Below are 20,097 nucleotides of genomic sequence, written 5' to 3' on the forward strand. Positions count from 1 at the left end.
CAGCTCCTTACAGCTCGGTCCAGTCCAGGATGATCTTGCCGGTGCCCGCCGACTCGGCGGCAGCGAAGCCGCGCTCCCAGTCGCGCGCCGGGATCACGTCGGCGATCACCCGGGTGATCGCCTCGCGCAGGGTGGCGCTGGTCTGCAGCATGGCGCCCATCGCGTTCCACGTCTCGAACATCTCGCGTCCGTAGATGCCCTTGATGGTCAGCATGTGGGTGACGAGCTTGCCCCAGTCGATGTCGAAGCCGGCGCTGGGCAGCCCGAGCATGGCGATCTGCCCGCCATGGTTCATGTTGTCGATCATCGCCGGCAGCGCCGAGGGCGCACCGCTCATCTCGAAGCCGATGTCGAAGCCCTCGCGCATGCCCAGCGCGCGCTGCGCCTCGTGGATGTCCTGCCGCGAGACGTCGACGACGGCGTCGGCGCCCATCCGCGTCGCCATGTCCAGACGCGGGGCGCTGACGTCGGTGGCGACGATGAAGCGCGCACCCGCATGCCGGGCGACGGCGATCGACATGAGGCCGATCGGCCCACACCCGGTGATCAGCACGTCCTCGCCGATCACGCGATACATCAGGGCGGTGTGCACGGCGTTGCCGAGCGGATCGAAGATCGCCCCGAGCTCCGGGGTGACATCGTCGTGGTGCACCCAGACGTTTGCGGCCGGGAGCGAGAGGTACTCGGCGAAGGCGCCGTCGCGCTGCAGGCCGAGACCGATCGTGCGGATGCACATCTGCCGGCGGCCGGCACGGCAGTTGCGGCAGGTGCCGCAGACGATGTGCCCCTCGCCCGACACGCGGTCGCCGACCGCGATGTCGTGCACCATCGGACCGACCTCGACCACCTCGCCGTAGAACTCGTGCCCGGGGATCAGCGGCGTCTCGATCGCGGATGCCGCCCAGTCGTCCCAGCGGTGGATGTGCAGATCGGTGCCGCAGATGCCGGTGCGCAGCACCCGGGTCACCACCTCGCCCGTGCCGGCGACCGGATCGGGGCGCTCGACGAACTCGAAGCCGGCGCGCGGCCCGCTCTTGAACAGTGCCTTCATGCTTCGATGACACCGCACCCGCGGATGTAGAGCAACCGACTCTTGCTGCATGGTTCGTTAAGTTCTGCTGAAACTAGGATGGGTGCGTGGAACTCCATCAGCTGCAGATCCTGCGCGAGCTCGGCGCACTCGGCAGCGTCACCGCCGTCGCCGAGGCGCTGCGCGTGACGCCGTCGGCGGTCTCGCAGCAGCTCGCCGCACTGCAGCGCGGCGTCCGGACGCCGCTCACCCGGCGGCAGGGTCGCACTCTCGTGCTGACCGCCGCGGGCCAGGTCCTCGCCGAAGCGGGCGGGGAAGCGCTGGATGCGATGGCCGCGGCTCGCGGCGCCCTGGAGGCGTACGAGCAGGACTCCGCCGGGGTGGTGAGCGTGAGCGGCTTCCACAGTGCGGGTCAGGCCCTGTTCGGCGCACTGCTGCGCGACCTCGCCGGGCAGCAGGATCCACCCGCCGTGCAGCTCACCGACGAGGACGTCGCGCAGAGCGAGTTCCCCGCCCTGACCGCGCGGTACGACCTCGTACTCGCTCATCGGATGGAGCACTCCGCACCTTGGCCCGCGCAGGGGGTGCGCAGCCTCACCCTCGTGCGCGAACCGCTGGATGTCGCGGTCGCGGCCTCGCATCCGCTGGCCGCCCGCTCGTCGGTCTCGCCCGCCGACATCGCCGGCGAGCGCTGGGTGACCAGTCGCATCGGCTACTCCCCCGACGACGTGCTGGGAGCCATCGCCGCCGTCGCCAACGTCGCCCCGCGCGTGCAGCATCGCATCAACGACTACGGCGCGGTCGCCGCCGCCGTCGCCGCCGGTGACGTGATCGGGCTGCTCCCCCGCTTCACCTCCCGCAGCGTCGATGACAGCGAGATCGTGCGCATCCCCCTGCTCGGCGTCAGCACGCACCGTCTCATCGACGTCCTCGCCCGCCCTGAGACCCTTCGCCGGCGCAGCGTGCGGCTGGTCGTCGAGGGACTGCAGCGCGTGATGGGCCGTCTCAGCGGCTGACCGGCCGCACTTAGACTCACGGCATGACCGAGGCCACGAACCCGCTGCTCTCCCCCTCGACGCTTCCGTACGGAATGCCCGACTACGCGGCGATCCGGCCCGAGCACTATCTGCCGGCGTTCCAGGTCGCCTTCGACGAGCACCGCGCGGAGATCCGCGTCATCACGGTCGCGCGGTCGACGCCGACCTTCGAGAACACGATCGAGGCGCTGGAGCGCAGCGGCGAGCTGCTCGACCGAGTCTCGCACGCGTTCTTCACCGTGAGCTCGGCCGATGCGACCCCCGCCATCCAGGAGGTGGATGAGCGGCTGGCGCCGCTGCTGGCCGCCCATGACGACGCCGTCAGACTCGACGCGCAGCTGTACTGGCGCGTGTCGCAGGTGCACGAGCGCCTCGGCGAGCGCCCGGATCTCAGCGCCGAGCAGCAGTACCTCGTGCGTCGCCACTACCGCGAGATGAGCCATGCCGGCGCGGGGCTCGACGACGAGGCGAAATCGCGGCTGACGGAACTGAATCAGCGCCTGTCGACGCTCGGCACGACCTTCGAGAAGAATCTGCTCGCCGACACCAACGAACTAGCGGTCGTGTTCGACGATCCTGCTGCGCTCGACGGGCTCACCGCGGGGGAGCTCAGCGCCACCGCCCGCGCCGCGGCGGAGCGCGGTATGGCAGGCCGATATCTGGTCACGCTGCCGCTGTTCAGCGGGCATCCGTATCTGGCATCCCTCACGGTGCGCGAGAGTCGCCGCCGCATCATGCAGGCATCACTCGCCCGCGCCTCTCGCGGGAACGAGCACGACAATTGCGCTGTGCTCACCGAGATCGTCGCGCTTCGGGCCGAGCGCGCGGCGCTGCTCGGTTACGACTCGCACGCCGCGTACGTCACCGCCGACGAGACCGCCGGCTCGCCCCAGGCGGTGGAGCGGATGCTGCGGGAGCTGGCCGCTCCCGCGGCGCGCAACGCCCAGCGCGAGAACGGAGCGCTGCAGCGGATCATCGACGAGACCGAAGCCGAGCCGTTCGCGCTTGAGGCTCACGATTGGGCCTTCTACACCGAGAGGGTCCGCCAGGCCCGCTACGACATCGACACGGCCGCGCTGCGTCCGCACTTCGAGGCGGAGCGGGTGCTGCGCGACGGTGTCTTCTTCGCCGCGACACAGCTCTACGGCATCCGCTTCACCGAGCGGGCGGATCTGATCGCCTACCACCCCGGCGCGCGGGTCTTCGAGGTCCATGACGACGACGGCTCTGCGGTCGGGCTGTACGTCCTCGACCTGTACACGCGCGATTCCAAGCGCGGCGGCGCCTGGATGAATCCGATCGTCGGTCAGTCGGCTCTGCGGGGCACCCTCCCGGTGGTGGTCAACAACCTGAACGTCTCGCAGCCCGGTGACGGGCAGGCGACGCTGCTGACCCTCGACGAGGTGACCACCCTGTTCCACGAGTTCGGGCACGCCCTGCACGGGCTGTTCGCCCGCGTCACCTACCCGCACTTCTCCGGAACGAACGTGTTCCGTGACTTCGTCGAGTTCCCCAGCCAGGTCAACGAGATGTGGATTCTGTGGAGTGAGGTGCTGAGCAACTACGCGCGCCATCACGAGACGGGCGAGCCGCTCGACGCGGGCATCGTCGACCGGCTGCGCGCATCGCAGGCCTTCGATCAGGGGCACGCCACAAGCGAGTACCTCGCGGCCGCGTGGCTCGACCAGGCGTGGCACCGCATCGCCGCAGGCTCCACGGTGGGCGATGTCGCGCGGTTCGAGCGCGACGCTCTGGCCGACATCGGTCTGCTGAACCCCGTCGTGCCCACCCGCTACTCGTCGACCTACTTCGCCCACGTGTTCTCGGGCGGATACAGCGCCGGGTACTACTCGTACATCTGGAGCGAGGTGCTCGACGCCGACACCGTCGAGTGGTTCCGCGAGAACGGCGGCCTCACGCGTGAGAACGGCGATCGCTTCCGGCGCCGTCTGCTCGGCGTCGGCGGCTCGAAGGATCCCCTCGAGGCATACCGCGACTTCCGCGGACGCGATGCCGAGATCGGACCGCTGCTCACGCGCCGCGGGCTGCAGGCCTGAGCCGCCGGCCGCCTACTGATCCGAGTGGGCGGCGAGCCACTCCCGGCCTTTGTACCAGGTGAGCTGGTGATAGCTCTGGTGGAGGTGCGCGCCGAGACCGTCCATCGGCATCACGTGAACCGCAATGGCTTCGCTCTCGTCGAGCTGAGGGTCGCCGACGCGCTCACAGCCGCGCGCCAGGAAGTGGTGCACGCGGTTCGTGTGATTGCCGAAGTTCGCCCAGGTCGGGCCGAGGTCGACGATCTCGGATGCCTCGAACCCGGTCTCCTCGCGAAGCTCGCGACGGGCGGCGGCGATCGGCTGCTCCCCCGGTTCGACGGCTCCGCCGATCGTCCCGAGTGCGATGACACCAGCGCCATGTCGGTACTCGTCGACGACGATAGCCTCGTCGTTCGACGAGAGCGCGAGCACCGAGATCCAGTCGCCGTACTCGAGCACGTAGTACGGCGCGATCGCCAGCCCGGCGTCGTTCTCGCACTCGTCAGCCCGTAGGCGGATCCATCGATCGGCGAGGAGGGTGCGGGTGCCGACCACCCGCCAGGGGCGCGGTCTGTCGACGGCCACCGAGCTCAAGCGCTCTTGCGCTTGCGGGAGAGCACCACGGTGGGCGGCGCTCCCTCTTCGACCGCGGCCTTGGTGACGACGACCTTCGACACGTCCTCGGCGGACGGGATCTCGAACATGATCGGACCGAGCACGTCCTCGAGGATCGCCCGCAGGCCGCGGGCGCCGGTCTTGCGCAGCACCGCGAGGTCGGCGATGGCACGCAGCGCGTCCTCATCGAACTCGAGCTGCACGCCGTCGATCTCGAACATCCGCTGGTACTGCTTCACGAGCGCGTTGCGCGGACCGGTGAGGATGTCGATCAGGGCATCCTGGTCGAGCGGCGACACGGAGGTGACGACCGGCAGGCGGCCGATGAACTCCGGGATGAGGCCGAACTTGTGCAGATCCTCGGGCAGCACCTCGCTGAACAGATCGAGGTCCTTGCCCTTGTCGTGCAGCGGGGCGCCGAAGCCGACGCCGTGCTTGCCGACCCGTGCCGAGATGATGTCCTCGAGGCCGGCGAACGCACCCGCGACGATGAACAGCACGTTGGTCGTGTCGATCTGCAGGAACTCCTGGTGCGGGTGCTTGCGACCGCCCTGCGGCGGGACCGACGCGACGGTGCCCTCCAGGATCTTCAGCAGCGCCTGCTGCACGCCCTCACCCGACACGTCACGGGTGATCGACGGGTTCTCCGCCTTGCGTGCGATCTTGTCGATCTCGTCGATGTAGATGATGCCGGTCTCGGCGCGCTTGGTGTCGTAGTCCGCCGCCTGCAGCAGCTTGAGCAGGATGTTCTCGACGTCCTCGCCCACATAGCCCGCCTCGGTCAGGGCCGTCGCGTCGGCCACGGCGAACGGCACGTTCAACCGCTTGGCCAGGGTCTGCGCGAGGTAGGTCTTGCCGCAGCCGGTGGGACCGAGCATGAGGATGTTGCTCTTGGCGACCTCGACCTCCTCCGCCTTCTGCTCGGCGGACTGGATCGTGCCGCGAGCACGGACGCGCTTGTAGTGGTTGTAGACGGCGACCGCGAGCGAGCGCTTCGCGGCGTCCTGTCCGACGACGTACTCCTCGAGGAACGAGAAGATCTCGCGGGGCTTGGGCAGCTCGAAGTCGGCCACGGGACCGCTGCCGGCCTCGGCCATGCGCTCTTCGATGATCTCGTTGCACAGCTCGACGCACTCGTCGCAGATGTACACGCCGGGACCGGCGATGAGCTGCTGCACCTGCTTCTGGCTCTTTCCGCAGAAAGAGCATTTGAACAGATCAGCGCTTTCACCGATGCGTGCCATGCGCGTCCTCCTCGGGGGAATGAGAGATCGTCCTTCGAGCGTAACGTCTGCCCCCGACACCGGGCCGCATTGACGGGGCGGATGACGCGGGCCCGACTCCGCCGTCGGCGGAATCGGGCCCGTGCACAGGGTTCAGCCGCTCACACCATCGATTTGGTGTGCCACACCGTCTTCGTCTCGGTGAACGCGCTGATCCGGTCGAGGCTCGGCTCCACGCCCCCCGGGCGCAGCACGCGCTTGAGCGTGTCGGCGGCGGCGATCTCGAGGTCGACCCAGTCGAGCCCGCCGGCGCCGCTGAGGTCGAGCGCGTTGACATCGGCGTGGGATGCCAGCCACGGGGCGATCTCGGCCGGCGAGCCGGTGAGCACGTTCACCACTCCCCCGGGCACATCGCTGGTCGCGAGCACCTCGGCCAGGCTGATCGCCGAGAGCGGGAACCGCTCGCTCGCCACGACGACGACCGTGTTGCCGGTGACGAGCGCCGGCGCGATCACCGAGACCAGGCCGAGCAGCGCGGAGTCCTGCGGTGCGATCGTCGCGACGACCCCGGTCGGCTCGGGCACCGAGATGTTGAAGTACGGGCCCGACACGGGGTTGGCGTTGCCCGCGACCTGCGCGTACTTGTCGCACCAGCCGGCGTACCAGACCCACAGGTCGATGGCGGCGTCCACCTGCGCGCTCGCGGCACCGGTCGACGCGCCCTCCTGATCGACGATCTCGTCGATGAACTGCGCGCGGCGGCCCTCGAGGATCTCGGCGACGCGGTAGAGCACCTGGCCGCGGTTGTACGCGGTGGCGCCCGACCAGCCCTTCACCGCGGCGCGAGCGGCGACGACGGCATCCCTGGCATCCTTCCGCGACGCCTTCGCGGCGTTCGCGAGAAAGGCGCCCTTCGGCGAGACGACCTCGTAGGTGCGGCCGGACTCGCTGCGCGGGAAGGCGCCGCCGATGGCGAGCTTGTAGGTCTTCGGAACGGTGAGGCGCTTGCTCATGCCGAGGCTCCCTTCAGGTATGCGGTCAGGCCGTGGCGACCGCCCTCACGGCCGTAGCCGGACTCCTTGTATCCGCCGAACGGGCTCGACGGGTCGAAACGGTTGAAGGTGTTCGCCCAGACGACGCCGGCTCGCAGCCGGTCGGCGACGGCGAGGATGCGCGAGCCCTTGTCGCTCCAGATGCCCGCCGACAGCCCGTACGGCGTGTTGTTCGCCTTCGCGATCGCCTCGGCCGGCGTGCGGAAGGTGAGCACCGACAGCACCGGTCCGAACACCTCGTCCCGCGCGATGCGGTGCGAGGCCTCGACGCCGGTGAAGATCGTCGGCGCGAACCAGAAGCCCTTCTCCGGGATCGCGCAGTCGGCGGTCCAGCGCTCGGCGCCCTCGGCCTCGCCGATCTCGCTGAGCTCGCGGATGCGGGCCAGCTGAGCGGCGGAGTTGATCGCCCCGATGTCGGTGTTCTTGTCGAGCGGGTCGCCCAGACGCAGCGTCGACAGCCGGTGCTTGAGCCGCTCGATGACCTCGTCGTGGATCGACTCCTGCACGAGCAGGCGGCTGCCAGCGCAGCACACGTGACCCTGGTTGAAGAAGATCCCGTTCACGATGCCTTCGACGGCCTGGTCGATGGGGGCGTCGTCGAAGACGATGTTGGCGGCCTTGCCGCCGAGCTCGAGGGTCACCTTCTTGTCGGTGCCGGCGATCGCCTTGGCGATGTCGCGGCCCACACCGGTGGATCCGGTGAAGGCGACCTTGTCGACATCAGGATGCCTGACCAGTGTCGCTCCCGTCGCGCCCGCGCCGGTGACGATGTTGACGACACCGGCGGGCAGGTCGGCCTGCTGCAGGATCTCGGCGAAGATCAGCGCCGTGAGCGGCGTGGTCTCGGCTGGCTTCAGCACGACGGTGTTGCCGGCGGCGAGGGCAGGGGCCACCTTCCACGCCAGCATGAGCAGCGGGAAGTTCCACGGGATGACCTGAGCGGCGACGCCGAGGGCACGCGGGTTCGCGCCGAGACCGGCGTAGTCGAGCTTGTCCGCCCAGCCCGCGTAGTAGAAGAACCAGGATGCGACCAAGGGCACGTCGACATCACGGCTCTCCTTGATCGGCTTGCCGTTGTCGAGGCTCTCGGCCACGGCGAGCTCCCGCGCGCGCTCCTGCACGAGCCGCGCGATGCGGAACAGGTACTTGCCGCGGTCGCGGCCGCTCATCTTCGACCACACTCTGTCGTGCGCGCGGCGGGCTGCGCCGACCGCACGGTCGATGTCGTCGTCCGAGGCCGAGGAGATCTCGGCGATGCGGCTCTCGTCGGCGGGCGAGATGGTGTGGAAGTTGTCGCCGCTGCCGTCGACGAACTCACCGTCGATGAACAGCCCGTAGCTGTCCTTGAGACGCAGGATCGCCGTGGACTCCGGGGCGGGAGCGTATTCCAGGAATGACATATTCATTCTTCCTGTCAGTCGATGGTGACGTAGTCGGGTCCGGAGTAGTGTCCGGAGGTGAGCTTCTGACGCTGCAGCAGCACGTCGTTGAGCAGGCTGGAGGCGCCGAAGCGGAACAGGTGCGGCTGCAGCCACTCCTCGCCGGCAGTCTCGGCGACCGTGACCAGGTACTTGATCGCGTCCTTCGACGAGCGGATGCCACCGGCGGGCTTGACGCCGATCTTCTCCCCCGTCGCGCGGTGCCAGTCCCGCACCGTCTCGAGCATCAGCAGCGTGGTCGGCAGCGTGGCCGCGGGCTGCACCTTGCCGGTCGACGTCTTGATGAAGTCGCCGCCGGCGAGGATCGACAGCCAGGACGCGCGCTTGATGTTGTCGTAGGTGTTCAGCTCTCCGGTCTCCATGATGACCTTGAGCGAGGCGTAGCTGCCGTCCTCGCGGCGGCACGCCTCCTTCACCTGGGCGATCTGGTCGAAGACGAATCCGTAGCGTCCCTCGAGGAACGCGCCGCGGTCGATGACCATGTCGATCTCGTCGGCGCCGGCAGCGACGGCATCCGCCGTGTCCGCGAGCTTGATCTCCAGCGACGAGCGTCCGGAGGGGAAGGCCGTCGCGACGGCTGCGACCGAGATGCGGCCCTCGTCGGGGTCGCCGTGCAGAGCGCCGAGCGCCTCGACGGCGTGACCGACCATGTCGCCGTACACGCAGACTGCGGCGACCAGCGGCGTGCTCGGGTCGGCGGCATCCGGGTTCTTCGCCTTGGCGACCAGCGAGCGCACCTTGCCGGCCGTGTCCGCACCCTCGAGGGTGGTCAGGTCGATCAGCGAGATGATCTTGTCGAGCGCCCGCGCCTTCGACGTCGTCTTGATCGACCGGGTGCCGAGGGCAGCGGCACGCTGCTCGAGACCGACGGCATCGACGCCGGGCAGGCCGTGCAGGAAGCGGCGCAGGGTGGCGTCGTCCGGGTCACCGCCCAGCACGTCGACCGCGCTGCGGCGGGCCAGTTCTGTTGAGGTCACTTCTCCTCCAGGAGTTCTCGGGCGGTGGATTCGTCGGTCACCACGATGCTGCACAGGCCGTTGCTGACGACTGTACGCGCGATGTCGTGCTTGGCGGCACCGGCGGTGACGAAGATGGATCGGGGTGCGGCGCGCAGCTGCTCGAGAGCGACGCCGAGGGTGCGCGCGTCGAGCTGCGGATCGACCGTGTTGCCGTCGGCGTCGATGTAGCGGCCGAGCAGATCGCCGACGGCGCCGCGCCGGACGAGCTCGGCGATGTCGTCCGGCGTGAGGTAGCCGTTCTCGACGTGCGCAGACCCGGCATCGGCCGGCCCGGCGGTGAACAGGAACGTGTTGGCGGCCGCAGCGTGCTCGAGAACGGCGGCGACCGTGCGGTCGGACTCGATGGCGGTCTTGGTCTCGACGAGCTCGAGGATCGCAGGGCTCGGCAGCAGCATCGCCTGACCGCCGCCGCGCTGGGCGATGGTGGCGGCGACGGATGCCGCGCCGCCCGCTCGGCGGTTCAGGCTGACGCCGCCGTTCGCCTGCACGACGGTGACGCCGTGCGCCCATCCCTCCGGCAGCGCGTCGGCGATGGCGGTGAGCGTGCGTCCCCAGCTCACCGCGAGAGTGCGGGGCACGGGACGAAGAGCGGTCAGCATGTCGGCCGCGGCGCGAGCGACACGCTCGAGCACGAGGTCGGGCTCGTCGGGCACGGGAACGACCACGGCATCGCGCAGCCCGAACCTCTCGACGAGCTCGCGCTCGAGCCCCAGACGGCGGGCACGAGGATGCACGATCTCTATGCGCACGATGCCGCGCTCCCTGGCCTGCACGAGCAGTCGCCCGACCTTCCAGCGGGAGATGCCGAGAAGGGCGCCGATCTCGTCCTGCGTCTTGTTCTCGTCGTACGAGAGCTCGGCCACACGCACCATGAGCAGTTCGTCGTCCACGGCATCCTCCTTCCGACCTCGAGTCTAGAAGGACACCGACACTCGCGCAGCGGTTTGCTCAGATGAGCAACAGGGGCGCGCGTCCCCGCGCATCCGTTGTCGCGAGGTCGCCGCACGCCGCGCGGAGATGTGCGCTCCGCGCGGACGCATGCGCTGATTTCCTGCGCGCTGGGCGAACTCCTGGGCGGCAGGCGCGCACGTGAAAGGCGGCCCGGCTCGATGCCGGACCGCCTTTCGGTGGAGTGCTCAGCCGCGCTTGCGTGAGGTCAGCACCTGGTCGACGATGCCGTACTCGAGCGCTTCGTTCGCAGACAGGATCTTGTCGCGGTCGATGTCGCGGTTGATCTGCTCGACCGGCTTGCCGGTGTGCCGCGCCATGGTCTCCTCAAGCCAGGTGCGCATCCGCAGGATCTCAGCCGCCTGGATCTCGATGTCGGATGCCTGACCGTGACCGGCCTCACCCATCGCGGGCTGGTGCATCAGCACGCGGGCGTTCGGCAGCGCGAGGCGCTTGCCTGGCGCACCGGCAGCGAGCAGCACCGACGCCGCGGAGGCCGCCTGACCGAGCACGACCGTCTGGATGTGCGGCGCGACGTACTGCATGGTGTCGTAGATCGCCGTCATCGCGGTGAACGAGCCACCGGGCGAGTTGATGTACATCGTGATGTCGCGCTCGGCGTCCTGGCTCTCGAGCACGAGCAGCTGGGCCATCACGTCGTCGGCCGACGCGTCGTCGACCTGCACGCCGAGGAAGATCACGCGGTCTTCGAACAGCTTGTTGTAGGGGTCCTGGCGCTTGAAGCCGTACGCGGTGCGCTCCTCGAACTGCGGCAGGACGTAGCGGCTGGAGGGCAGGTTTCCGGCAGCGCGGAAGGTGGGGGTGTGCATGCGTGTCTTCCTTCCTTACTGGTCCGCGCCCGTGCCGCCGCCACCGGTGACGTCGCTGGCGTGCTCGCGGATGTGATCGACGAAGCCGTACTCGAGGGCCTCTTCGGCGGTGAACCAGCGGTCGCGGTCACCGTCGGCGTTGATCTGCTCGACCGACTTGCCGGTCTGTGCGGCCGTGATCTCGGCGAGGCGGCGCTTCATCGACAGGATCAGCTGAGCCTGAGTCTGGATGTCGCTCGCGGTGCCGCCGAAGCCGCCGTGGGGCTGGTGAAGCAGAACGCGGGCGTTCGGGGTGATGTAGCGCTTGCCCTTGGTGCCGCTCGTGAGCAGCAGCTGGCCCATGGACGCCGCCATGCCGATGCCGACCGTCACGATGTCGTTGGGCACGAACTGCATGGTGTCGTAGATGGCCATGCCCGCGGTGATCGACCCACCGGGAGAGTTGATGTAGAGGTAGATGTCCTTCTCAGAGTCTTCGGCGGCGAGAAGGAGGATCTTCGCGCAGATCTCATTCGCGTTCTCATCGCGCACCTCAGAGCCCAGCCAGATGATGCGGTCCTTGAGCAGCCTGTCGAAGACGCTCGTCGCCATCAGGGGTTCAGCCATGTCAGCTCCTGTTTCCGTGTTTCGGTGATTCGAATCTACCGGCGGTCACACGCGCGTCCGGCCGTGTTCGCCGTCGGCATATCAGCGTGGCGCGGTCGCGACCTCAGGCGTCCCTCGGGTCCAGCAGCTCAGCCGCGTACCCCGTCACCGATCGCGTGTACCGGGTGAGGTGCGGAGCGAGCGCATTCAGGGCGATGGATGCGCCGCGCACCGCGTCACCGGAAGAGACCAGGGCCAGGGCGTAGAACGCCGCGGCCTCGTCGGCCATCGACGCGCCCCGGGTGCGCTCGTACTCCTCGGCGAGCAGCTGCAGGGACTCGTCGACCCGGCCGAGATTGCGGATGGTGCTGGCGAGCTGGATGATCGCCCTCGTGCGCCGTTCGGGGTCGAGGCCTGCGTCGAGAGCGGCTCGGTACAGCGGCTCCGCAGTCGCCTCCTCCCCCGCGCTGTCCCGCGCGCCCGCCCGCTCGAACAGAGCCACCGGATGCCCGTCGCCGAGCTCCGCAGCCAGACCGTCGATCCGCGCGATGCGCTCCTCGTCGCTCAGAGCGTCGTCCGCCCACACGGCATCGATGCGCGTCTGCCACTCGTCCGGTGCCTGATCCATGTCGTCCTCCTCCTCATACGACGAAGGGCGGATGCCGCAGCATCCGCCCTTCGCTCGATCACGAAGTGATCATTCGGCCTTGTCGGCCTCGTCCTTCGCGGCGGCCTTCTTGGCCGGAGCCTTCTTCGCAGCCGGCTTCTTGGCAGCGGGCTTCTCAGCCTCTGCGTCGTCAGCGGCGTCCTTCTTGGCGGGAGCCTTCTTCTTCGCCGGAGCCTTCTTGGCCGGCTTCTCCTCCTCGGCGGCGGGAGCCTCCTCGGCCGGAGCCTCGTCGCCCTCAGCGGCGTCGTCGTCCTCGGCGTCGCCGATGAACTCCGACAGGTCGACCTTGGCGCCGTTGCTGTCGACGACGTTCACCTTCGCGAGCGTCACGGCGAGAGCCTTGTTGCGGGCGACCTCGCCGACGAGCGCGGGCAGCTGGCCGGCGCCCTGCAGCGCCTCGACGAACTCCTGCGGAGCCATGCCGTACTGGGCTGCCGACTGGATCAGGTACTGGCTGAGCTCCTCCTGCGAGACCTGCACGTTCGCGTTCTCGGCGATCGTGTCGAGCAGCACCTGCGTGCGGAACTGCTTCTCGCTCGCCTCGGCGACCTCGGCGCGGTGCTCGTCGTCTTCGAGGCGGTTCTCGTTCTCGAGGTGAGCGTGCACCTCGTCCTCGATGAGCTGCGGCGGGACGGGGATCTCGACCTGCTCGAGAAGCGTCTCGATGAGCTGGTCGCGAGCGGCGGCGCCCTGGGTGAAGACACCCTGCTGCGCGACGCGCTCGGCGAGGCTCTCGCGCAGCTCGGCGAGGGAGTCGAACTCCGAGGCCATCTGGGCGAAGTCGTCGTCGGCCTCGGGGAGCTCGCGCTCCTTGACGGCCTTGAGCGTGACCGAGACCTCGGCCTGCTCGCCGGCGTGGTCGCCGCCGACCAGGGCCGAGCTGAAGGTGGTCTCCTCACCGGCGGTGAGGGTGTCGAGCGCCTCGTCGATGCCCTCGAGCAGCTCGCCCGAGCCGATCTCGTACGACACGCCCTCGGCGCGGTCGATCTCGGCGCCGTCGATCGTGGCGATCAGGTCGAGCTCGACGAAGTCGCCCTTCGCCGCGGGACGGTCGACGGGGATCAGGGTGCCGAAGCGCGCTCGCAGGTTGTCGAGCTCCGCGTCGATCGCGGCCTCGTCGGCCTCGACGGCGTCGACGGTGATCGTGATGTCCGACAGCTCGGGCAGCTCGATCTCGGGGCGCACGTCGACCTCGATGTCGACGAGCAGGTCGCCGGAGAAGTCCTTCTCGTTCGGCCACTGCGTGATGTCGGCAGCCGGGCGGCCGACCATGCGCACGTTGTGCTCGGCGGCGGCCTCGCGGAAGAAGCCGTCGAGGGCCTCGTTCACGGCGTGCTCGATGACGGCACCGCGGCCGACACGCTGGTCGATGATGGGAGCCGGGACCTTGCCCTTGCGGAAGCCGGGGATCTGAACGTCCTGCGCGATGTGCTCGTAGGCGTGCGCGATGCTGGGCTTGAGGTCCTCAGGGGTGACCGTGATGGTGAGCTTGACCCGGGTCGGGGACAGCTTCTCGACGGTGCTGTTGGCCATGCTGGTGTGTTCTCCTTGTGGTTTCCGCGTTGACGACGCGGTCGTGAAGTCTCCGGGCCGTGGTCGGGGCGACAGGATTTGAACCTGCGACCTCCCGCTCCCAAAGCGGGCGCTCTACCAAGCTGAGCTACGCCCCGGCTTGAACCCGCGCACACGGGAACGGCCCTGACGAGTCTAACGGACGGAACACGTCGCTCCGTCCGCTATGCTTTACGAGGTGCTCCGCTCGACGGGGCAGCCGAGAGGGCGACACGCCGCCGGTTCTGCGGGGATGTAGCTTAATGGTAAAGCCTTAGTCTTCCAAACTAATGACGCGGGTTCGATTCCCGTCATCCCCTCTGATGAAGAAGGCCCCCACCGCGAGGTGGGGGCCTTCTTCATGCAGCCGGCCACGACCTGTGCCCGGCGCGAACAGCAAGAATCCCCGGAGCGGCGGGCCCCGGGGATTCTTCGCAATGGGATGTCAGTTGCCGCCGCGACGCTCGCGCAGCTGGGTGAGCGCGTCCTCCAGCAGCTGCTTGGCCTCTTCGTCGGTGCGACGCTCCTTCACGTAGGCGAGGTGCGTCTTGTAGGGCTCGGCCTTGGCGAGTGCCGGCGGGTTCTCGCGGTCGCGACCGGCCGGAAGGCCGCTCTGCGGGTGGTCGATGATCTCGGGGATCTCCTCGTCGGGGAGCCCCGCCGCGAAGTAGCGCACCGTCTCGTTGCCGAGGCCGTCCCAGTACGACACCGCGATGCGGTCTGCGTGGTAGCCGTGGTCCTGCTCGCCCATCGGGCCGGAGCCCACGCGCGTGCCGCGGATCGCGTTTCCGCCAGTAGCCATCAGATCACCTGGAACTTCGTGATGAGACCGAGCGCGACGATCGAGATGAACCAGATCAGGGCGAGCACGATCGTGAATCGGTTGAGGTTGCGCTCGGCGAGGCCGGAGGAGCCCACCGCAGCGGACATGCCGCCGCCGAACATGTCGGACAGACCGCCACCGCGGCCCTTGTGAAGAAGGATGAGGAGCGTCAGCAGCACACTGGTGATGCCAGTGAGCACCTGCAGAACGAACTCGAGAACCTGCACGAGGAAAGCCTTTCGCCGGGGCCGGAATGCCCGTCTAGCGGTCAATTATAGGACGAGGCGCCGAGGCGCCCCGTCCCGACTCACACGCCGACGTGCTTCTGGAAGCGCACGATCGCCGCGAATTCGTCCACGACGAGGCTCGCACCGCCCACCAGCGCTCCGTCCACATCGGGCTCGCGCATGAAGCTCGCGATGTTCCCGGACTTCACCGATCCGCCGTAGAGGACCCTGGTGCGCGCGGCCGCGTCGTCGTCGAGCACCGTCGCGAGCACGCCGCGCAGAGCCGCGCAGACGTCCTGCGCCTGAGCGGGTGTCGCCGCCTGACCCGAGCCGATGGCCCACACGGGCTCATAGGCGATGACGATGTCGGCCGACGCGGGCACCCCCTCGAGAGCCTTCTCGAGCTGGCCGGCGGGCACCGCGCTGGCGCCGAACCGCTCGAGGTCCTCGGCGGTCTCGCCCACGCAGATCACCGGGACCAGGCCGTGCTTGAGCGCCGCCTTCACCTTGGCGTTCACGAGGGCGTCATCCTCGTCGTGGTACTCGCGACGCTCGGAGTGACCGATGATCACGTAGCCGACGTTGAGCTTCGACAGGAACGCACCCGACACCTCCCCCGTGTACGCACCGGAGTCGTGCGCCGAGAGGTCCTGCGCACCGAGAGCGAAAGGGATCTTGTCGGCATCGATGAGCGTCTGCACGCTGCGGATGTCGGTGAAGGGCGGGAAGACCGCCACCTCGACCGAGTCGCCCTCGTGCCCGGCGTCCTTGAGGGTCCAGTGCAGCTTCTGCACCGTGGCGACCGCCTGCAGGTGATCGAGGTTCATCTTCCAGTTGCCCGCGATGAGCGGGGTGCGGCGGTTCTGCGTGCTGGTCATGGAGTTCACTCCCATCCGAGGACCGTCAGGCCCGGTAGCTTCTTGCCCTCGAGGAACTCGAGGCTGGCGCCTCCGCCCGTCGAGATGTGTCCGAACTGGTCGTCCGAGAATCCGAGCTGGCGCACCGCGGCGGCGGAGTCCCCGCCCCCGACCACGCCGAGCCCGTCGACTTCGGTGAGCGCCTGCGCGACGGCCCTGGTGCCCGCAGCGAAGGCCGGGAACTCGAACACGCCCATCGGACCGTTCCAGAACACGGTGCGAGACGACCGCACGGCGTCGGCGAACACCTTCGCCGTGTCGGGTCCGATGTCGAGGCCGATGCCGGATGCGCCGAACGAGCTCTGCTCGATGGCATCCGCCGGGACGACCTCGTGAGCGGCGTCGGCGGAGAATCCGGAGGCGACGACGACATCGGTCGGGAGGACGAGCTCGACCCCGCGATCCTTCGCCTCGGCGATGTAGCCGCGGACGGTGTCGAGCTGATCCTTCTCGAGCAGGCTGGAGGCCACGGCGTGCCCCTCGGCGGCCAGGAAGGTGAAGAGCATGCCGCCGCCGATGAGCAGACGATCGACGCGGGGCAGCAGGTGCGAGATCACGCCCAGCTTGTCGCTGACCTTCGAGCCGCCGAGCACGACCGTGTACGGACGCTCGGGGTTCTCGGTGAGTCGGTCGAGCACGTCGAGCTCTGCGGCGATCAGCAGGCCGGCCGCAGAAGGCAGCGCCTGGGCCAGGTCGTAGACGCTGGCCTGCTTGCGGTGCACGACACCGAATCCGTCGGACACCAGCGCGTCACCCAGCTCGGCGAGCTGCGCGGCGAACCCGCCGCGGACGCTGTCGTCCTTCGATGTCTCCCCGGGGTTGAACCGCAGGTTCTCGAGGACGGCGATGCCGCCGTCCTCGAGACCCGCGACGATCTCACGTGCGGAGTCGCCCACGGTGTCCGTCGCGAATGCGACCGGCACTGCGAGCAACTCCGACAGTCGCTGCGCGACCGGCTCGAGGCTGTACTGCGGATCGGGCGCGCCGTCGGGGCGTCCCAGATGCGAGCACACGATCACGCGTGCGCCGGCATCCGAGAGCGTCTTGAGGGTGGGCAGGGATGCCCGCACGCGACCGTCATCGGTGATGACACCGTCCCGCAGCGGGACGTTCAGATCGCAGCGGACGATGACCCGCTTGCCCGACAGGGAGCCCAGGGACTCGAGAGTGCGCAGCGCCATGGTTCAGAGACGCTCGGCGACGTACTCGGTGAGGTCGACGAGACGGTTCGAGTAGCCCCACTCGTTGTCGTACCAGCTCGAGACCTTGACGAGGTTGCCGCTGACGTTGGTCAGCTCCGAGTCGAAGATCGACGAGTGCGCGTTGAGCTGGATGTCGCTGGAGACGATCGGGTCCTCGGTGTACTCGAGGATGCCGTTCAGACGGCCCTCCGCTGCGGCCTCGCGGTATGCGGCGTTGATCTCGTCGACGGTCAGGTCGTCGCGCTCGGCGATGATCGTGAGGTCGACGATCGAGCCGGTGGGCACCGGCACGCGGTACGACGAGCCGCTGAGTTTGCCGTTCAGCTCGGGCAGCACGAGACCGATGGCCTTCGCGGCCCCGGTCGAGGCGGGCACGATGTTGACGGCGGCGGCGCGGGCGCGTCGCAGGTCGCTGTGCGGGCCGTCCTGCAGGTTCTGGTCGGCGGTGTAGGCATGTGCGGTCATCATGAAGCCGCGCTCGATGCCGAACTTGTCGTTGAAGACCTTCGCGAGGGGCGCGAGGCAGTTGGTGGTGCACGAGGCGTTGGAGATGACGTTCATGGTGGCCGAGTCGTAGGTGTCCTCGTTCACGCCCATGACGAACGTGCCGTCGACGTCGGTGCCGGGCGCCGAGATGATGACCTTCTTCGCGCCGCCGGCGATGTGCTTGGAGGCGTCGGCCGCCTTGGTGAAGCGGCCGGTCGACTCGATGACGATGTCGACGCCGAGCTCGCCCCACGGAAGGGCTGCGGGGTCGCGCTCCGCGAACACCTTGATGTCCTTGCCGCCGACGGTGATGACGTCACCCTCGTGGGAGACCTCGACGCCCAGAGGACCGCCCACGGAGTCGTACTTGAGCAGGTGTGCCAGGGCGGCGTTGTCGGTGAGGTCGTTGACCGCGACGATCTCGATGTCAGCGTTCTGTGCGAGCGCCGCACGAAGGAAGTTACGTCCGATACGACCGAAGCCGTTGATACCGATCTTGACAGACACGAAAGTCTCCTGGTTCTTACTCGGGGAATTGCGTAATTCTTGCGGAATGAACGGACAACGGCGTCCTGATGAGCCTGACGCCCATCAGGACGCCGGTCTTTTACGACAGTACCAGCAGACCGGAGGTCTTCTCGCGCGCGATTTCAAAGCGTGACGCGACGTTCTGCCAGTTGGCGATGTTCCACGCCGCCTTGATGTAGTCCGCCTTGACGTTGAGGTAGTCGAGGTAGAAGGCGTGCTCCCACATGTCGAGCTGGAACAGCGGCACGGTGCCCTGAGCGGTGTTCGACTGCTGGTCGAACAGCTGCTGGATGATCAGACGCGCGCCGATCGGGTCCCAGCTGAGCACGGCCCAGCCCGAGCCCTGGATTCCGGCGGCGGCGGCGGCGAAGTGCGCCTGGAACTTCTCGAACGAGCCGAAGAACTCGTCGATCGCGGCCTTCAGCTCACCCTCGGGCTGCCCGCCGCCCTCGGGCGACAGGTTCGTCCAGAAGATGGAGTGGTTGACGTGACCGCCGAGGTTGAACGCGAGGTCCTTCTCGAGCTTGTTCACGTTGGCGAGGTTGCCGCTCTCGCGGGCCTCGGCGAGGCCGTCCAGTGCCGCATTGGCACCGGCGACGTATGCGGCGTGGTGCTTGTCATGGTGCAGTTCCATGATCTTGCCGCTGATGTGCGGTTCCAGAGCCGCGAAATCGTAAGGAAGGTCGGGGAGCGTGTACGTCGCCATGTCGAATTCATCCAATCCGCGCCGCGCCGCGGCGCTTGCCGATCCCCCGCGAAGCCGAAGTGCCTCGCAGAGCAGACGCTTTTCATCCTACTGACGACAACGCTGCAGGCGGCGGGATGTTCCGAATTGACGAGACGGCGCGGGGTCCCTACTCGTCCAGCCCGGCGGGAACGGCGGCCTCCGTGCCCGGGACGCCCTCCTGCTGCGCACGCTTGTCGGCCATCGCGAGCAGGCGGCGGATGCGTCCGGCCACCGCATCTTTGGTGAGCGGCGGGTCGGCGTGGTGTCCCAGCTCGTCCAGACTCGCGTCGCGGTGCGCGAGGCGAAGACTGCCGGCCATGCGCAGGTGCTCGGGCACGTCATCGCCGAGGATCTCGAGCGCCCGCTCGACCCGGGCACACGCGGCCACGGCGGCCTGCGCCGATCGGCGCAGGTTGGCGTCGTCGAAGTTGACGAGGCGGTTCACACCGGCACGCACCTCGCGGCGCTGGCGCATCTCCTCCCACGCGACGGCGGTGCGACGGGCGCCCATCGCGGTGAGGATCGCCCGGATGGCCTCGCCCTCGCGCACGACCACGCGGGGCAGACCGCGCACCTCGCGCGCCTTCGCCGCGACGCCGAGACGGTGCGCCGCGCCGACGAGAGCCATCGCGGCCTCCCCGGACGGGCAGGAGATCTCGAGCATCGCCGATCGGCCGGGTTCGCTGAGGGATCCGGATGCCAGGAACGCGCCCCGCCAGATGCCCGCGAGCTCCTCCGGGGAGCCGGTGGTGAGACGGTTGGGCAGGCCGCGCACCGGCCGGCGGCGCGCGTCGAGCAGGCCGGTCTGACGTGCGAGGGTCTCCCCCGCGGCGATGACGCGGACCGCCCAGCGTGCTCCGCTGCCGGCACCGCCGGCGTTCGCGACACTGGCCTTGACCTGGGCGATCTCCGGACGGACGCCGTAGATCTCGGCGAGATCGCGGCTGACACGACGGGCGAGCAGTTCGGCATCCACCTCGGCTTCGACTGCCACGCGACCGGCGATGGAGTGCAGACCGCCTGCGAAGCGCAGGATGGTCGTCACCTCAGCGACGCGCACCGTCGGGGGTGCGTTGCGCACGCTGACGAGCTCGGCCTTGACGTCGGTGGTTAGTGCCACGGGACTCCTCACGATCCAGGCGTCGGATCGCGACG

The 20,097-nt window shown here is 68.7% G+C and carries 20 protein-coding genes and 2 tRNA genes; 3 read left to right on the top strand and 19 right to left on the bottom strand.

Annotation, left to right across the window (positions count from 1 at the left end; all coding sequences use genetic code 11):
• Positions 1-7 precede the first annotated feature (7 nt).
• A complete protein-coding gene (gene tdh, locus V2S04_RS11980; protein ID WP_413638645.1) occupies positions 8-1,051 on the bottom strand; it encodes an L-threonine 3-dehydrogenase in 1,044 nt (347 codons plus the stop codon).
• Positions 1,052-1,137: 86 nt separating this feature from the next.
• Here tdh and V2S04_RS11985 point away from each other — a divergent pair, with 86 nt between their 5' ends.
• Both V2S04_RS11985 and V2S04_RS11990 read left to right on the top strand, forming a co-directional pair.
• Entirely contained in the window at positions 1,138-2,046 is a 909-nt protein-coding gene (locus V2S04_RS11985) for a LysR family transcriptional regulator (protein WP_413638646.1), read from the top strand.
• A 23-nt stretch (positions 2,047-2,069) separates the two neighbouring features.
• Positions 2,070-4,124, top strand: coding sequence for a M3 family metallopeptidase (locus tag V2S04_RS11990; protein ID WP_413638647.1), 2,055 nt, complete (start codon positions 2,070-2,072; stop codon positions 4,122-4,124).
• A 12-nt stretch (positions 4,125-4,136) separates the two neighbouring features.
• Here the strand turns inward: V2S04_RS11990 and V2S04_RS11995 are convergent, their stop codons facing one another.
• From V2S04_RS11995 to V2S04_RS12045, 11 genes are all read right to left on the bottom strand, one after another.
• Positions 4,137-4,688, bottom strand: a complete 552-nt coding sequence (locus V2S04_RS11995; RefSeq protein ID WP_413638648.1) for an NUDIX hydrolase — start codon at positions 4,686-4,688, stop codon at positions 4,137-4,139.
• A gap of 5 nt (positions 4,689-4,693) precedes the next feature.
• Entirely contained in the window at positions 4,694-5,962 is a 1,269-nt protein-coding gene (gene clpX, locus V2S04_RS12000; RefSeq protein WP_413638649.1) for an ATP-dependent Clp protease ATP-binding subunit ClpX, read from the bottom strand.
• A gap of 140 nt (positions 5,963-6,102) precedes the next feature.
• The gene (locus tag V2S04_RS12005; protein WP_413638650.1) at positions 6,103-6,954 is read right to left on the bottom strand and encodes an aldehyde dehydrogenase family protein; all 852 of its coding nucleotides are present in this window, start codon (positions 6,952-6,954) and stop codon (positions 6,103-6,105) included.
• Positions 6,951-8,393 (bottom strand): aldehyde dehydrogenase family protein, encoded by a 1,443-nt coding sequence (locus V2S04_RS12010; protein ID WP_413638651.1) that lies wholly within the window; start codon positions 8,391-8,393, stop codon positions 6,951-6,953. Before V2S04_RS12010 ends, V2S04_RS12005 begins: the two co-directional genes overlap by 4 nt.
• Positions 8,394-8,407: 14 nt before the next feature.
• Positions 8,408-9,409, bottom strand: a complete 1,002-nt coding sequence (gene deoC, locus V2S04_RS12015) for a deoxyribose-phosphate aldolase (protein WP_413638652.1) — start codon at positions 9,407-9,409, stop codon at positions 8,408-8,410.
• Positions 9,406-10,341: a sugar-binding transcriptional regulator gene (locus V2S04_RS12020; protein ID WP_413638653.1), complete on the bottom strand. Its 936-nt coding sequence runs from the start codon at positions 10,339-10,341 to the stop codon at positions 9,406-9,408. The genes deoC and V2S04_RS12020 overlap by 4 nt, the downstream gene beginning before the upstream one ends.
• 246 nt (positions 10,342-10,587) lie before the next feature.
• Positions 10,588-11,229, bottom strand: coding sequence for an ATP-dependent Clp protease proteolytic subunit (locus tag V2S04_RS12025; RefSeq protein ID WP_363506028.1), 642 nt, complete (start codon positions 11,227-11,229; stop codon positions 10,588-10,590).
• A 15-nt stretch (positions 11,230-11,244) separates the two neighbouring features.
• Positions 11,245-11,835 carry an ATP-dependent Clp protease proteolytic subunit gene (locus tag V2S04_RS12030; protein WP_099195276.1) on the bottom strand — a complete coding sequence of 197 codons (591 nt, stop codon included), beginning with the start codon at positions 11,833-11,835 and terminating at the stop codon, positions 11,245-11,247.
• A 103-nt stretch (positions 11,836-11,938) separates the two neighbouring features.
• Positions 11,939-12,442 (bottom strand): tetratricopeptide repeat protein, encoded by a 504-nt coding sequence (locus tag V2S04_RS12035; RefSeq protein ID WP_413638654.1) that lies wholly within the window; start codon positions 12,440-12,442, stop codon positions 11,939-11,941.
• Between the two features lie 69 nt (positions 12,443-12,511).
• Positions 12,512-14,014 carry a trigger factor gene (gene tig, locus V2S04_RS12040; RefSeq protein ID WP_413638655.1) on the bottom strand — a complete coding sequence of 501 codons (1,503 nt, stop codon included), beginning with the start codon at positions 14,012-14,014 and terminating at the stop codon, positions 12,512-12,514.
• 60 nt (positions 14,015-14,074) lie between these two features.
• A tRNA-Pro gene (locus V2S04_RS12045) sits at positions 14,075-14,151 on the bottom strand.
• A gap of 130 nt (positions 14,152-14,281) precedes the next feature.
• On the opposite strand from V2S04_RS12045, the gene V2S04_RS12050 reads away from it, so the two are divergent.
• A tRNA-Gly gene (locus V2S04_RS12050) sits at positions 14,282-14,352 on the top strand.
• Between the two features lie 125 nt (positions 14,353-14,477).
• On the opposite strand, the gene V2S04_RS12055 is transcribed toward V2S04_RS12050, so the two are convergent.
• The 7 genes from V2S04_RS12055 to whiA form a co-directional block, all read right to left on the bottom strand.
• Complete coding sequence (locus V2S04_RS12055) at positions 14,478-14,834, bottom strand: RNA polymerase-binding protein RbpA (RefSeq protein ID WP_099195274.1); 357 nt, start codon at positions 14,832-14,834, stop codon at positions 14,478-14,480.
• Complete coding sequence (gene secG / locus V2S04_RS12060; RefSeq protein ID WP_101186835.1) at positions 14,834-15,082, bottom strand: preprotein translocase subunit SecG; 249 nt, start codon at positions 15,080-15,082, stop codon at positions 14,834-14,836. Before secG ends, V2S04_RS12055 begins: the two co-directional genes overlap by 1 nt.
• Positions 15,083-15,162: 80 nt before the next feature.
• Positions 15,163-15,975 (bottom strand): triose-phosphate isomerase, encoded by an 813-nt coding sequence (gene tpiA / locus V2S04_RS12065; RefSeq protein WP_413638657.1) that lies wholly within the window; start codon positions 15,973-15,975, stop codon positions 15,163-15,165.
• The gene (locus tag V2S04_RS12070; RefSeq protein ID WP_413638658.1) at positions 15,966-17,180 is read right to left on the bottom strand and encodes a phosphoglycerate kinase; all 1,215 of its coding nucleotides are present in this window, start codon (positions 17,178-17,180) and stop codon (positions 15,966-15,968) included. Before V2S04_RS12070 ends, tpiA begins: the two co-directional genes overlap by 10 nt.
• 3 nt (positions 17,181-17,183) lie before the next feature.
• The gene (gap, locus tag V2S04_RS12075) at positions 17,184-18,194 is read right to left on the bottom strand and encodes a type I glyceraldehyde-3-phosphate dehydrogenase (RefSeq protein ID WP_413638660.1); all 1,011 of its coding nucleotides are present in this window, start codon (positions 18,192-18,194) and stop codon (positions 17,184-17,186) included.
• A 100-nt stretch (positions 18,195-18,294) separates the two neighbouring features.
• Entirely contained in the window at positions 18,295-18,921 is a 627-nt protein-coding gene (locus tag V2S04_RS12080; RefSeq protein WP_099195270.1) for a superoxide dismutase, read from the bottom strand.
• A 148-nt stretch (positions 18,922-19,069) separates the two neighbouring features.
• Positions 19,070-20,062 carry a DNA-binding protein WhiA gene (gene whiA, locus V2S04_RS12085; RefSeq protein WP_099195269.1) on the bottom strand — a complete coding sequence of 331 codons (993 nt, stop codon included), beginning with the start codon at positions 20,060-20,062 and terminating at the stop codon, positions 19,070-19,072.
• Between the last annotated feature and the right edge of the window lie 35 nt (positions 20,063-20,097).

The organism is Microbacterium sp. OR21 (genome assembly GCF_047306785.1).
GTDB classification, from domain to species: domain Bacteria; phylum Actinomycetota; class Actinomycetes; order Actinomycetales; family Microbacteriaceae; genus Microbacterium; species Microbacterium esteraromaticum_E.